This is a genomic window from Pseudothauera nasutitermitis (assembly GCF_004801295.1).
Classification (GTDB): Bacteria; Pseudomonadota; Gammaproteobacteria; order Burkholderiales; family Rhodocyclaceae; genus Pseudothauera; species Pseudothauera nasutitermitis.
The window spans coordinates 662,937-677,320 of record NZ_SSOC01000002.1; the positions used below are offsets into that span (position 1 = coordinate 662,937).

Annotated in this window: 11 protein-coding genes; 2 read left to right on the plus strand and 9 right to left on the minus strand. The window is 66.6% G+C overall.

What is annotated here, in order from left to right:
* Positions 1-22: 22 nt before the first annotated feature.
* From urtD to E6C76_RS07185, 6 genes are all read right to left on the minus strand, one after another.
* Positions 23-889, minus strand: a complete 867-nt coding sequence (gene urtD / locus E6C76_RS07160; RefSeq protein WP_136347537.1) for an urea ABC transporter ATP-binding protein UrtD — start codon at positions 887-889, stop codon at positions 23-25.
* Complete coding sequence (gene urtC, locus E6C76_RS07165; protein WP_136347538.1) at positions 886-2,082, minus strand: urea ABC transporter permease subunit UrtC; 1,197 nt, start codon at positions 2,080-2,082, stop codon at positions 886-888. Before urtC ends, urtD begins: the two co-directional genes overlap by 4 nt.
* Positions 2,083-2,104: 22 nt before the next feature.
* On the minus strand, positions 2,105-3,730 hold the full coding sequence (gene urtB / locus E6C76_RS07170) for an urea ABC transporter permease subunit UrtB (protein WP_136347539.1): 1,626 nt from the start codon (positions 3,728-3,730) through the stop codon (positions 2,105-2,107).
* 172 nt (positions 3,731-3,902) lie between these two features.
* On the minus strand, positions 3,903-5,156 hold the full coding sequence (urtA, locus tag E6C76_RS07175) for an urea ABC transporter substrate-binding protein (protein WP_136347540.1): 1,254 nt from the start codon (positions 5,154-5,156) through the stop codon (positions 3,903-3,905).
* 168 nt (positions 5,157-5,324) lie between these two features.
* Complete coding sequence (locus tag E6C76_RS07180; RefSeq protein WP_136347541.1) at positions 5,325-6,104, minus strand: PhzF family phenazine biosynthesis protein; 780 nt, start codon at positions 6,102-6,104, stop codon at positions 5,325-5,327.
* Between the two features lie 74 nt (positions 6,105-6,178).
* Positions 6,179-6,757, minus strand: a complete 579-nt coding sequence (locus E6C76_RS07185; RefSeq protein ID WP_136347542.1) for an NAD(P)H-dependent oxidoreductase — start codon at positions 6,755-6,757, stop codon at positions 6,179-6,181.
* Positions 6,758-7,586: 829 nt separating this feature from the next.
* Between E6C76_RS07185 and sfsA the strand changes: the two genes are divergently transcribed.
* Entirely contained in the window at positions 7,587-8,291 is a 705-nt protein-coding gene (sfsA, locus tag E6C76_RS07190; protein WP_136347543.1) for a DNA/RNA nuclease SfsA, read from the plus strand.
* A 260-nt stretch (positions 8,292-8,551) separates the two neighbouring features.
* On the plus strand, positions 8,552-11,227 hold the full coding sequence (locus E6C76_RS07195; RefSeq protein WP_136347544.1) for a chemotaxis protein CheW: 2,676 nt from the start codon (positions 8,552-8,554) through the stop codon (positions 11,225-11,227).
* A gap of 145 nt (positions 11,228-11,372) precedes the next feature.
* Here the strand turns inward: E6C76_RS07195 and puuE are convergent, their stop codons facing one another.
* The 3 genes from puuE to E6C76_RS07210 form a co-directional block, all read right to left on the minus strand.
* A complete protein-coding gene (puuE, locus tag E6C76_RS07200; RefSeq protein WP_136347545.1) occupies positions 11,373-12,311 on the minus strand; it encodes an allantoinase PuuE in 939 nt (312 codons plus the stop codon).
* A gap of 37 nt (positions 12,312-12,348) precedes the next feature.
* On the minus strand, positions 12,349-13,098 hold the full coding sequence (locus tag E6C76_RS07205; RefSeq protein ID WP_136347546.1) for an aspartate/glutamate racemase family protein: 750 nt from the start codon (positions 13,096-13,098) through the stop codon (positions 12,349-12,351).
* A 209-nt stretch (positions 13,099-13,307) separates the two neighbouring features.
* Positions 13,308-14,237 carry a LysR family transcriptional regulator gene (locus E6C76_RS07210; protein WP_136347547.1) on the minus strand — a complete coding sequence of 310 codons (930 nt, stop codon included), beginning with the start codon at positions 14,235-14,237 and terminating at the stop codon, positions 13,308-13,310.
* Between the last annotated feature and the right edge of the window lie 147 nt (positions 14,238-14,384).

Sequence of the window (14,384 nt, forward strand, 5' to 3'; positions counted from 1 at the left end):
CCGCCTGCAATCCATCGCCCCCTCAGCGCCCCAGATACACCTCGATCACGCGGGGATCGTTCTGCACCGTGGGCAGATCGCCCTCGGCCAGCACGGAACCTTCGTGCAGCACGGTGACCTTGCCGCCGAGCGCCTCGACGAAGGCCATGTCGTGCTCCACGACCACCAGCGAATGCTCGCCCGCGAGGCTGACGAAGAGTTCGGCGGTGCGTTCGGTTTCGTCATCGGTCATGCCGGCCACCGGTTCGTCGAGCAGCAGCAGGCGGGGTTCCTGCATCAGCAGCATGCCGATTTCCAGCCACTGCTTCTGCCCGTGCGAGAGCAGGCCGGCCTGGCGGTCGGCCTCGCCGGCCAGGCGGATGCGTTCGAGCACGGCGGCGATGCGGTCGCCCTCCTCGCTGCTCAGGCGGGCGAACAGGCTGCGGCGCACGCGCTTGTCGGCCTTCATCGCCAGTTCCAGGTTCTCGAACACGCTGTGCTGCTCGAACACCGTGGGTTTCTGGAACTTGCGCCCGATGCCGGCATGGGCGATCTCGGGCTCGCGCATGCGGGTCAGGTCCAGGGTCTGGCCGAAGAAGGCGCTGCCTTCGTCGGGGCGTGTCTTGCCGGTGATGACGTCCATCATGGTGGTCTTGCCCGCGCCGTTGGGGCCGATGATGCAGCGCAGTTCGCCCGCGTCGATGGCCAGGCTGAGCTTGTTGAGCGCACGGAAGCCGTCGAAGCTCACGGTGATGTCTTCCAGGTAGAGGATGACCTTGTGGCTCAGATCCAGCTCGCCCGGTTGCAGCACGTGCCCGGTGGAGGCCTCGCCCTCCCATTGCGGGCGAAGGTTCTCGCGTTCGGCGACAAACTCCGCGCCCGCGCGCTGGCGATTGCTGTGGGGGGTCATGCGACGGCTCCACGGGAGGATTCGGCGGCAGGTGGTTCAGCGGCAGCGCCCTGCACGGGCGGCTCGGCAGCCGCCGGCGCCGGGCGGCGGGCGCCCAGGCGAGCACGCAGCGTGCTCCACAGGCCGATCACCCCGTTGGGCAGGAACAGGGTCACCGCGATGAACAGAAAACCCAGGAAGAACGGCCAGTATTCCGGAAAGGACACGGTGAACCAGCTCTTCGCCAGATTGACGATGCCCGCGCCGAGCACCGCGCCCACCAGCGTGCCGCGCCCGCCCACGGCCACCCACACGGCGATTTCGATGGAGTTGGCCGGGCTCATCTCGGACGGGTTGATGATGCCCACCTGCGGCACGTAGAGCGCACCGGCCAGCCCGCACAGCACGGCGGACAGCGTCCAGACGAACAGCTTGTAGTGCAGCGGGTTGTAGCCGATGAACATCACCCGGCTCTCCGCGTCGCGGATCGCCGCCAGCACGCGGCCGAAGCGCGAGGTGACCAGATAGCGCCCGAGCAGCAGCACACCGGCGAGCAAGGCGGCAGACAGGGCGAACAGCACCACCCGCATCTCCGGCGTGGTGATGCCGTGGCCCAGGATGCGCTTGAAGTCGGTGAATCCGTTGTTGCCGCCGAAGCCCGTCTCGTTGCGGAAGAACAGCAGCATGGCGGCGTAGGTGAGCGCCTGGGTGATGATGGCGAAATACACCCCCTTGATGCGCGAGCGGAAGGCGAAGTAGCCGAACACCCAGGCCAGCAGCCCCGGCACCGCCACCACCAGCAGCAGCGCCCACAGGAAGGAATCCGTGCCCCACCAGTACCAGGGCAGTTCCTTCCAGTCGAGGAACACCATGAAGTCCGGCAGCTCCGCGCCGTAGCTGCCGTCGCGGCCGATCTGGCGCATCAGGTACATGCCGAAGGCGTAGCCGCCGAGCGCGAAGAACAGCCCGTGCCCCAGGCTGAGGATGCCCGCATAGCCCCAAATCAGGTCCATCGCCACGGCCACCACCATGTAGCACAGGATCTTGCCCAGCAGGCTCACCCAGTAGGACGACAGGTGCAGCGCGTGGTCCGCCGGCAGCGCCAGGTGGGCCAGCGGCACCCACACCCAGGCGAACAGGGCGAACAGCGCCAGCGCCGCCCAGCCGGCGCGCGGCATGCTGTTGAACAGGCGGACGGTGAATGGGGTGCGCATGCGGCGCGTCCTCCGTTGCGGATCAGTTGTCGGCGAAGCGGCCCTTGAGGGCGAAGATGCCCTGCGGACGCTTCTGGATGAAGGCGATGATGAACACCAGCACGAGGATCTTGGCGATCACCGCGCCGGCCCAGCCTTCGAGGAATTTGGAGACGATGCCCAGGCCCATCGCGGCCCACACCGCGCCGGCCAGTTGCCCGACCCCGCCCAGCACCACCACCATGAAGGAATCGACGATGTAGCCCTGCCCCATGGCCGGCCCCACGTTGGCGATCTGCGACAGCGCCACGCCCCCCAGCCCGGCGATGCCCGCGCCGATGGCGAAGGCCAGCGTATCCACGCGCGCCGTGGGCACGCCCACGCAGCCGGCCATGGCGCGGTTCTGCGTCACCGCGCGGACGAACATGCCCAGCCGGGTGCGGTTCATCATCAGCCACACCAGCAGCAGCACGAACACCGCGAAACCGAGGATGACGATGCGGTTCCACGGCAGCACCACGCCGGCGGCCAGTTCCATGCCGCCGGACATCCACGACGGGTTGGCCAGTTCCACGTTCTGCGGGCCGAAAAGCACCCGCGCGGCCTGGATCAGCACCAGCGAGATGCCCCAGGTGGCGAGCAGGGATTCCAGCGGGCGGCCGTACAGGAAGCGCAGCACCGTGCGCTCCATCACCACGCCCACCGCCGCCGCGGCGAAGAAGCCGGCCGGAATGGCGGCCAGCACGTACCAATCGACGTATTCCGGCAGATGGGCGCGGAACAGCCCCTGCACCAGGAAGGCGGCGTAGGCGCCGATCATCAGCAGTTCGCCGTGGGCCATGTTGATGATGCCCATGACCCCGTAGGTGATCGCCAGCCCGAGCGCGGCGAGCAGCAGGATGGAGCCCAGCGACAGTCCGGAGAACACCGTGCCGATGTTGCGCGCGATGCTCACGCGGCGCTCGATGGCGGCGATGGAAGCGGCGGCGGCCTCGCGCACGCCGGCGTCCGGTTCGCTGGCGGGGTCCAGGAATGGTTCCAGCAGCGTCTTCACCCCCGCGTCGGACGACTGGCCCAGGGCAGTGACGGCCTTCAGGCGCTTGGCGGGGTCGTCGGCATTCAGGTTCACCCGCGCGGCGGCCAGCAGCACCACCTCGCGGATCGCATCGTCTTCTTCGCTTTCCAGCGCGCGTTCGAGCACCGGCAGCACGACCTCGGAAGCGTTGTCGCGCAGCGTCTGCGCGGCCGCCAGGCGGCGCGCGCGCTCGCCGGACTCCAGGTCGAGCGCGGCATTGGCGACCGCCAGCGCGCGGCGCACGCGGTTGTTCACGCGCAGGCTATCGACCGCATCGGCCACCAGCTCCAGCGCTTCGCCACTGGCCGCATCCACCACGCGGCCGTCGCGCACGATCACCACGCGGCCGCCGGCCGTGCCCAGTTCGCCCGCTTCCAGCGCGGCGATGATGGCCCGCGCGCGTTCGCCGCCGGTGGCGCCGACCGCCTCGATGGCGGCGATGCGCTCGCCGAAATCGGCCGCCCCCAGGCCCTGCAGGGTGGCCTCGTCGAGCGCCGCGCGCGCCTTGCCGGCCGCCGCGAGCAGCAGAAAGGCCACCAGCAGCGGCAGGAGGAACAGGGCGCGCCGCGCCCAGTGGGATGCTTGCTTCTTCATGTCATTGCCCGAAACGGCTGCCCCCTGCGGGAGACTCCCTCCCCTTTTCAAGAGGCGGGACGGTTCCTCCCCCTTCAAGGGGGAGGTTAGGTGGGGGATGGGTTTCGGTTCAGGCAGAGGAAACCCACCCCCACCCCGGCCCTCCCCTTCATGGGGAGGGAGCACACCGACATCAAAGCCCCTGCTTGCCCTCGTTGCCCTCGATGAACGGGCTCCACGGCTGGGCGCGGATCGGCTCCCTGGTCTGCCACACCACGTCGAACTGGCCGTCCGGGCGCACCTCGCCGATCAGCACCGGCTTGTGCAGGTGGTGGTTGGTCTTGTCCATGGTCAGCGTGAAGCCGGACGGCGCCTTGAAGCTCTGCCCGCCCACGGCCTGGATGACCGCATCCACGTCGGTGGTCTTGGCCTGCTCCACGGCCTGCTTCCACATGTGGATGCCCACGTAGGTGGCTTCCATCGGGTCGTTGGTGACCACGGTGTCGGCGTTGGGCACGCCGTTGGCCTTGGCCCAGGCCTTGTACTTGTCGATGAACGCGGTGTTCTGCGGATTCTTCACCGACATGAAGTAGTTCCACGCCGCCAGGTGGCCTTCCAGCGGCTTGGTATCCACGCCGCGCAGTTCCTCCTCGCCCACCGAGAAGGCCACCACCGGCACCTCGGTGGCCTTCAGGCCGGCGTTGCCCAGTTCCTTGTAGAACGGCACGTTGGAGTCGCCGTTGATGGTGGACACCACGGCGGTCTTGCCGCCGGCGGCGAACTTCTTGATGTTGGCGACGATGGTCTGGTAGTCGCTGTGGCCGAAGGGGGTGTAGACCTCTTCGATGTCCTTGTCCTGCACGCCCTTGCTGTGCAGGAAGGCGCGCAGGATCTTGTTGGTGGTGCGCGGATAGACGTAGTCGGTGCCGAGCAGGAAGAAGCGCTTGGCACCGCCGCCCTCCTCGCTCATCAGGTATTCCACCGCCGGGATGGCCTGCTGGTTGGGCGCGGCGCCGGTGTAGAACACGTTCTTTTCCAGTTCCTCGCCTTCGTACTGCACCGGGTAGAACAGCAGGCCGTTGAGTTCCTTGAACACCGGCAGCACCGACTTGCGGCTCACCGAAGTCCAACACCCGAACACCACGGCCACCTTGTCCTGGGTCAGCAACTGGCGCGAGCGCTCGGCGAACAGCGGCCAGTCGGAGGCCGGGTCCACCACCACCGCCTCCAGCTTCTTGCCCAGCACGCCGCCGCTGGCGTTGATTTCCTCGATGGTCATCAGCGCCACGTTCTTCAGCGCGGTCTCGGAAATCGCCATGGTGCCCGACAGCGAGTGCAGGATGCCCACCTTGATGGTGTCGGCGGCCTGCGCGCCCATCGGCAGGCCGATGGCGGCGATGGAAGCGGAAAGGGTCAGCGCCTTGAGGAAGTTGCGACGGGTCTGCATGGAAGGTCTCCCTGGAAGTGATCGGAACGCCGGTTGCCCGGCTTGCTGCATTGCACGATCACAGATTAGGGATGGCCGGGTACGCATGAAATACGCAAGGTTGCGTATGGGGCACCAGCCGGGCACGGCAGGGCCATCAGCCGGCTGCCGCGCCAAGCCTTGTCAAGTTCAGAAGGTAATTTCTGCCTCCATGAACGTCACGGCACTGCCGGATAGAAGCATCCGGTTGCCCCTTACCTCGCAACCGAGATTGCCGCCACGCTTGGAAACCTGTCTTGCGGACAAGGAGTTCTTGCCGAGCTTGCCGGCCCAGTACGGTGCAAGCGCACAATGGGCAGAACCGGTGACGGGATCTTCCGGAACACCAAGCTTGGGGGCAAAAAAGCGGCTGACAAAGTCCACGTCAGTACCTGGAGCAGTGACGATGACGCCGCGCAAATCAAGCTGACCAAGCAGGAGGTGGTTCGGCTCGATGGAGCGGACGGTCGCTTCGCTATCGAACACAGCCAGGTAATCGTCGGCGGCCAATACCTCTACAGGGCGCACACCGAGACCCTGAGCCAATAGCTCGGGAGTCTCGCAGGGAAGCAGCGTGTACGCCGGGAAGTCCATCTGCAAGAGCCTTCCCTGCTTCTCCACGAATAGTCTGCCGCTGCGTGTTTCAAAGGTAACGACCGGTTCGGCATGGTCAAGTATTTCGAAAATGACATGAGCCGCTGCCAAAGTGGCATGGCCGCATAAATCGACCTCCTTTACGGGCGTAAACCACCGCAATTCAAATGACTTTCCAGCAGGCACGAAGAAAGCGGTTTCGGACAAATTGTTTTCTTCCGCGATGGCTTGAAGCTGGCCATCGTCCAACCAGCTTTCCAGCGGGCATACAGCCGCCGGATTTCCCTCGAATGCACGGTTTGCAAAGGCATCCACCTGGTATTGCTTGATTTTCATTTCTGTCATCCATGGAGAAGGGCCAACGTTTGGGTTAAGTCGCGCCGCGAAGCGGCGTCGGCTTGAATGAACGGTTAGGCATTGCGTCCGAAAACCTTGATTTTCGATAACCAGGCATTTCTCCAAGCGTCGGTCGTATCCTTGACACGGCCTATACGAGTGACTTTGACAGGATCAACACCGCAGTATTGCAGAATCGTACGCCTCATCTGATTGATGCCTGCGTCTCTATAGAAAACTCGGAAATACCAAGGCGGAGTATCCATGGTCACGATGAGGTGCGCGGACTTTCCTTTCAGCAGCTTATCCCACCATGGGGATCCTTGGTGGTACTTGAAAGCAAAGCCAGGGAGGAAAACCCTGTCAATGAATCCTTTCAGCAGCGCAGGCATGCCTCCCCACCAAGCGGGAAAAATAATGACGATATGATCTGCGGACTTGATCTCGTTTTGGGCCAAGATCAAATCTGCTTCCAGTGGCTGGATGACTTTGTATCCCTCATGCAGGACTGGATCAAATTTGAGATCGCGAACGGTCAGTAGCCTGACCGTATGTCCTGATTCCTGTGCACCTTGTTCGTACGCCTTCGCCAGTGCTTCGCAAAGGCTTTGCTCCGCAGGATGACCCTGAATAATGAGAACTCGTTTGACCATGGATTTAATTGCCTAGCGTGGAAGTAAGCGGACGGCAAAAGCGCAGCTTTTGACGGCCCGCTTGACTGCAGAGCTGGGCTGAAGTCGAGAATACGAACAGATCATTTGGATTGCGGGACACCGCGAAGTTTGAACCATTTTCGAATGGTGCCATTGCTACCGAATACAGCCAGACCGAGAAATGGAACGGAGGCGAGTAAGCACAATGCGCCAACAGTGGTGATGCTGCTATACCAGTGAAAATCTCGAAGACCCAAGAGCAGAAAGATGGCACCAAAGCACACGAGCACCGTGCGGCCGCCGGCTTCACTCCCATCAGATGTAGTCGATCGATTCATAACTTTTTTGCGCGGCCCAGCAGTTGTAACATATGGAATAGGCCAATATGGAGATAGGTGGAATCCGCCTATCCTGAACGTCAGTGCTGCGTTTCCGCATCTGCCGTTCCCTGCGCCATTGCACGCGTCCGACGTTAGCCTAGACGCATATCGGTGTCAAACGACTGGATCAGCCCTGCGCGAAACAACTGCAATCCATTGAATAAAACATAAATCATGGCACCACAGCCTCCTTTCACGATTTCGATGGGCCGAATCATCCACCGCGGACGGCCAAGGCCATTTCCTATCCGGTGAAGTTGTCGATCACACCGCTCAAGGCGGGGTAGACGGCATGGAGGCAGAGCCCCCGCAGTCCGAAGGAAGCTCGCCCGTATGGCACCTGGCCCTGCCCGGCAGCGCATGCCGGCGATCCTCACCCGCCTTCCCCTGGAAAGCCACCACCGATCCTGACAAGCTATGCCTCCGCTTCCACGGTCCCTCCCCTGTCCATGCAATTCCCCGCCCCCCTCCAGCCCGGCCGCCTGATCCGCCGCTACAACCGCTTCCTCGCCGACGTGGAAACCCCCGGCGGCCTCCTCACCGCCCACTGCCCGAACACCGGTTCCATGATGGGCTGCGCCGAACCCGGCATGCAGGTATGGCTGTCGCCGGCGGCGAATCCGGCGCGCAAGCTGGCGTGGACCTGGGAACTGGTGGAAGCCCTGCCCGGCGTGCTGGTGGGTGTGCACACCGGCCGCAGCAACGCCCTGGTACGGGAGGCGATCGAAACGGGACGGATGGCAGCGCTGGCGGGCTACCCGCGCATCCGGGGCGAGGTGAAGTACGGGGCGGGCAGCCGGGTGGATCTGCTGCTGGAGGCGGACGGACGGCCGCCGTGCTACGTGGAGGTGAAGAACGTCACCGCGGCGGTGCAAGGCGGCGTGGGCTACTTTCCGGACGCGGTGACCCTGCGGGGCGCCAAGCACCTGCGGGAACTGGCGGGCATGGTGGCCGCGGGCCGGCGGGCGGTGCTGGTGTTCTGCGTGCAGCGGGAGGACGTGCGGGAGGTGCGGCCCGCCGACCACATCGACCCGGCCTACGGACGCGCCCTACGGGATGCCATGGCCGCGGGCGTGGAGGTGCTGGCGCTGGGGGCGGCGGTGTCGCTGGACGGCATCGAGCTGCACCGGGTACTGCCGGTATCCGTGCCTTGAGAACCTGTTTATTGCACGATCGAATATCAGTGAGAGCTGCGTAGGCAACCAACATCCGCTGCGCCGCGCACCGCAAAAGTGCGCCAGGTATCCGGCGCGCGGGTCCATGCACCGTTTTCGCCAGCGCCGGGCATCCGGCGTGCCGCGCAAGTGCGCCCCGGCACTGCTTTTCATACGCCCCCAAACGTTTGAAACGAAAAGGAATAACTCTTGCTTGAAGCGCCTACCAAATCGTCGCCGTTGCACGACAGGAGAGCGCAGTGAGCGTGTACAAAGGCATCGACTTCGATGACAGCCTGAGCGCCCTGGTCCGCCACATGGATCCGGTGCAGGAATACCGCGAGACCCTGCAGGGTCTGCAGGCCGTGTGGGACAACCTGACATTGCTGGGACAATTGTCGGGAACCGGCACCGACATGAGCGCCACCCGCCAGGCCTTCGCCGCGCTCACCGCCGACCTGCTCAACCACCTCGGCATCGAAATGCGCAGCAAGACCGTGCAGGCGCTCAAGTCCAAGGCCCAGGTGGCGGTGGACATCCTGGTGCGCAACCTCTTCGAGCGCACCGCCGACATCGGCTTCCTCGCCCAGGACGACGACATCCGCGCCTTCGTGCGCCGCCGCCGCGAGGTGTCCGCCACCGGCGACGGCCAATCCCGCCGCGCGCAGGAGCGCCAGGCGCTGGAACTGCGCTTCCGCGAGTACGTGCGCAAATACTCGGTGTATCACGACATCATCCTGCTCACCCCGGAAGGCGAGGTGCTCGCCCAGCTCGACGAGCGCAAGCGCCTGCAGCGCTCCAGCGATCCGCTGCTGCGCGAGGCGCTGGACACCGAGGCGGCCTACGTGGAGGTGTTCCGCGCTGCCGACCTGCTCGGCGGCGAGCGCCCTGGGCTGATCTACGCCTACCGCGTCGCCGAGGAAGACGGCGAGGCGCTGGCCGTGCTGTGCCTGTGCTTCCGCTTCGAGAGCGAGACGCGGCGCATCTTCGCCAACCTGACGAGCCCGCGCGACTGGACCGTGCTGACCCTGCTCGACGCACAGGACACGGTGATCGCCAGCAGCGATCCGCACCACCTGCCGGTGGGCGCGCAACTGGAACGCGTGAGCGGCGCCGACTGGGGCGTGGTGCGCTTCGGCGGACGCGAGTACCTGGCCGCCACGCGCGCCACCCAGGGCTATCAGGGCTACATGGGGCCGGGCTGGCTGGGCCACGCGATGATCCCGCTCGACCAGGCCTTCGTGCAGCAGGCCACCAGCCGCCTGGCCGCGCTGCCGGCCCGCGTGAGCGCGGCGGTCACCCACAGCCCCACGCTGTTTTCCGAGGCACTGCGCAACATCCCGCGCCAGGCCGAGCGCATCCAGCGCGCGCTGAACCGTTCGGTGTGGAACGGCAACGTGCGCCAGAACGGCAGCGAGGTGCCGGCCAACTCCACGTTCTCCAAGATCCTGCTGTGGGAGATCAGCAACACCGGGCTGAAGACCACCGACGTGTTCGAGCGCTCCATCGGCAACCTCAACGAAACGGTGATCTCCTCGCTGCTCGACGATGCGTGCTTTCTCGCCTCGCTGGCCATCGACATCATGGACCGCAATCTCTACGAGCGCGCCAACGACTGCCGCTGGTGGGCGCTCACCAGCGCCTTCGCGCACCACCTGGAGAACCCCGGCGACGGACCGGAAGCCGCGCGCGCGGCGATCACCCGCATCCTGCAAGCCATCAACGCGCTGTACACGGTGTACGACAACCTCGTGGTGTTCGATGCCGGCGGGCGGGCACTGGCCGTTTCCAACCAGGCATACGCCGCCTGCGTCGGCCAGCCGGTGGGCGAGGAATGGGTGCGCCGCGCGCTGGCGCTGACCGACACGCAGAGCTACGTGGTCTCCGCCTTCGCGCCCAGCGCGCTGTACCGCGGGCGCCACACCTACGTCTACGCGGCGGCCATCGGCGGTGCGCGCGGCGGCAACGGCCGCATGGAAAGCGCGCGCGGCGGCATCGGCATCGTCTTCGACGCCGAACCGCAATTCCGCGCGATGCTGCTCGACGCCCTGCCGCGCGACGCGCACGGCGAGATCCTGCGCGGCAGCTTCGGCGTATTCGCCGACCGCACGCGCCAGGTCATCGCCACCACCGACGCACGCCACCCCATCGGCAGCACCCTGGAGCTGCCCACGGACCTGTTCCAGTTGCCCAACGGCGGCAGCGCGGCCACGGTCGCCGAACTGGACGGCAGCTACCACGCGGTGGGCGTGCGCATGTCCTCCGGCTACCGCGAGTACAAGTCCGCCGACGACGCCTACCGCAACGACGTGGCGGCACTCATCTTCGTGCCGCTGGCCGAAGTCGCCGACGCCCACGAACCGGCCAAGGCGCGCCCGGCCACCCCGGTGCGCCTGCCGCGCCTGCATCACGGCGCGCAGCCCGGCGGCACCACCGAGATCGCCACCTTCTTCATCGGCGAGGAATGGCTGGGCGTGGTGTCCAGCCACGTGCAGGAAGCCGTGGATGCGGTGGACATCACCCCGGTGCCCGGACTGCCCGCGCACGTACGCGGGCTGTTCATCTACCAGGAACGCCCGATCATCGTGCTCGACCTCGGCGGTCAACTGCGCCTGCGCCGCGACGCGGACCCGGAGACCTACCAGCAGATCGTCATCGTACGCGCCGGCAAGGCCGAACCCTTCGGTATCCTGGTGCATCGCCTGGGCGAGATTCCCGAAGTCGCCAACGAGCGCATCGACCCGGTGAACCGCCTCTACCAGAACGAATCCGCGCTGGCCGAGCATGTCGTGCGCCCGGACGGCGGACGCGACGAGCGCGGCATCCTGGTGGTGCTCTCGCCCGCGCGCATCCTCGCGCAACTGCTGGGCGGCGGCGAGATGATGCTCGAATCCACGCTCGCCCTGCGCGACCTCGCCGCCACGCCGGCGCGCTGATCCGCCGCTCAGCCGGACCGGGCGATCCGCGCCCCGCGCTCGAGATCCAACCCGCCGCGGTTGCCGCCGGGGCCGGCGCGCTCGAAGGGCGCACGGGCCGCCTGCGACAGCGCTTCGACGGACCGCGGCAAGGCGGCCGTGCCGCTCAGCGGCTGGCTCCCGGCCACGGATGGCGCTCGATCCAGTGGCGCGCCACGTCCACGCGGCGGCACACCCACACCCTGTCGTGGGCCTCGACGTGGTCGAGGAAGCGCTGCAGCGCGCGGAAGCGCCCCGGGCGGCCGACCAGCCGGCAGTGCAGGCCCACGCTCATCATTGCCGGGCGCTCGGCGCCTTCCTCGTAGAGCACGTCGAAGGCGTCGCGCAGGTAGTCGAAGAAAGCACCGCCGTTGGAAAAACCCTGCGGCAGCGCGAAACGCATGTCGTTGGCGTCCAGCGTGTAGGGCACGATGAGTTGCGGCACGCGCTCGCCGTCGCGCTTTTCCACCGTGGTCCACAGCGGCAGGTCGTCGCCGTAGTAGTCCGAGTGGTACAGGAAGCCGCCGTGCTCGGCGACCAGCCGGCGCGTGTTGGGCGAATCGCGCCCGGTGTACCAGCCCAGCGGCGGCACGCCGGTGAGGCGCTCGATGGTGTCCACGGCCAGGCGCAGGTGCTCGCGCTCGACCTCTTCCGGCACGTCCTGATAGTGGATCCAGCGCCAGCCGTGGCCGGCGATCTCGTGGCCGAGTTCGACGCAGGCGGCGGTGAGTTCCGGGTGGCGTTCCAGCGCCATGGCCACGCCGAACACGGTGAGCGGCAGGCCGCGGCGCTCGAATTCGCGCAGCACGCGCCACACCCCCACGCGCGAGCCGTATTCGTAGATCGACTCCATGGACAGGTGGCGGTCCGGGTAGGCGGGCGGATTGAACAGTTCGGAGAGGAACTGCTCGCTGCCGGGGTCGCCGTGCAGCACGCAGTTTTCCGCGCCCTCTTCGTAGTTGAGCACGAACTGCACCGCCACGCGGGCGCCGCCGGGCCAGTCGGCGAAGGGCGGGTTGCGGCCGTAGCCGATCAGGTCGCGGGGGTAGGAGGCTCTGGCATTCATCGGGGCGGAAGAAGCGGATTGCGTGGCAGCGCCGGATTCAGGCGCCGAAATACGAAAAACGTCCGGCATAGGCCTTGGCGCGCGGAAAGGCCAGGTCGCCGTGCTTGCTGGTGCCCAGCCCCAGGCCGTGCAGCGCCTCGGCGAGCTTCACCGCCGCGCCGACGCCCTCGACCACCGGGATGCCGGTTTCCGCGCGCAGGCGGTCGACCAGGTCGGCCATGCCGCCGCAGCCCAGCACGATGGCGCCCGCGCCGTCCTCGTCGCGCGCGCGCCGGCACTCGGCTGCGATGCACGCGAAGGCGCCATCGGCATCCTCTTCCAGGTCGAGCACGGGGATTTCCGCCGCGCGCACCTTGCGGCAGTGGTGCTCGAAGCCGTAGGCGCGCAGCAGGTGCTCGGCGATCACCACGGTGCGCCCCAGTGTGGTGACCACGGAAAAACGCGTGCTGATCAGCGTGGCGAGGTGGAAGGCGGCCTCGGCGATGCCGATCACCGGCGCGGCGGTCAGCTCGCGCGCGGCGAGCAGGCCGGGGTCGCCGAAGCAGGCGATCACGTAGGCATCCACGCCCGCGCCGCCGTTCCTGCCTTCTTCCTCGCCCCGGCGGATCTCGTCGAGCACGCCGACAGCGGCCAGCGCTTCGTCGAAGTGGCCTTCGATGGACACCGGGCCATCTGCCGGCTGCACGGCGCGGATGCGCGTGCCGGGCGCGGCCACGCGCGTGGCGCAAGCGCCCATGCGTTCGGTCATCGCCGGGGTGGTGTTGGGGTTGATGAGGCGGATGTGCATGGGGGCTCCGGGGGCGCAAGCGGAGGGCGAATGGTTTTGTCCATATCATTGCATACAATACTGAATGGAAAAACCGGCAAAATCCCAATCAACCATCCAGACTCCCGCTCCAGCGCCGAAAATCGCATCGGACGAACAACAACATCCGACACAAAATACGATTTTTTGCCCACGATCTTTCCAGGCCGCGCCCGCCCGTCCTGCGCGCTTCAGCCGTGCCCCTCTCCGCCGTGCTGTTCGCGCAGACGGTTGAGGAAATGGCGGGCGATGCGCCCAGGCGTGGGCGTGCGCGCGACGGACGCCACCCAGTCGCACTGGTAGCGCAGGGTGTCCGATTCGATGCGGCGCAGTTCGCCAGCGGCCTCGAACACGCCGGCGTAGTGGTCCGGCAGGAAGCCTACGTAGCGCCCGGAACGGATCAGCAGCACGCTGGCTTCCTGGTCGTGCGCGCGCGCCGCCGGCTCCAGCCCGAGGCGCCAGAAATGCTCCATGTTGGGCGAGTGGTAGCCCAGGCCGACGAAGGCCGCGCCGCGCAGCGCGGCATCGTCCGGCATGGCGCCGTCGCGCAGCAGCGCATGCGTGGGCGCGGCGTACAGCGACATGCTTTCCGAGAACAGCGGCCAGTTCAGCAGGCTTTCACTGGCGCGGTGGTGCGGATGGATGCCCACCTGGAAGTAGCCGTCCAACAGGCCCTTCTCGATCGCGCTGGTGCTCGCCACGTGCACGTTGAGCACCACAGCCGGGGCCTCGGCGCCGAACTGGGCGATGGTTTCCGCCAGCCGGCATGCCGGGTTGGTGACGAACTTGTCAAACACCGCCAGGTTCAGTTCGCCGCGCATGCCGCCGTGCAGGCCGGCCACCTCGCGGCGGAAGCCCTCGATCTGCGCCAGCAGGCGGCGCGCGGCGTCGAGCACGGTGCCGCCTTCCTCGGTGAGCGCGAAGCCGGAGCGCCCGCGCTCGCACAGGCGCACCCCCAGGCGGGTCTCCAGGTCCTTCAGGTGGCGGCTGATCACCGAGCGGCTGATGTTCAGGCGCAGTTCGGCGGCGGCCAGCCCGCCGGATTCGGCGATGGCGATGAAGATGCGCAGCAGGCGCAGGTCGGCTTCGGCGAGATTGCTCAGCAGGGCGCGTGGTTTCATGCCGCCATTGTTTCACGAATCGGAAACCTTGGTTTCGATGATTGTAGTTTTCTGCACCCGTATGCCTCTCTAAGGTTGTCGACAACCGCCGCCCGCCATCCTGCACGGCCTTGCACCGCAATCGCGCAGCCGATTCACCATCTTGGG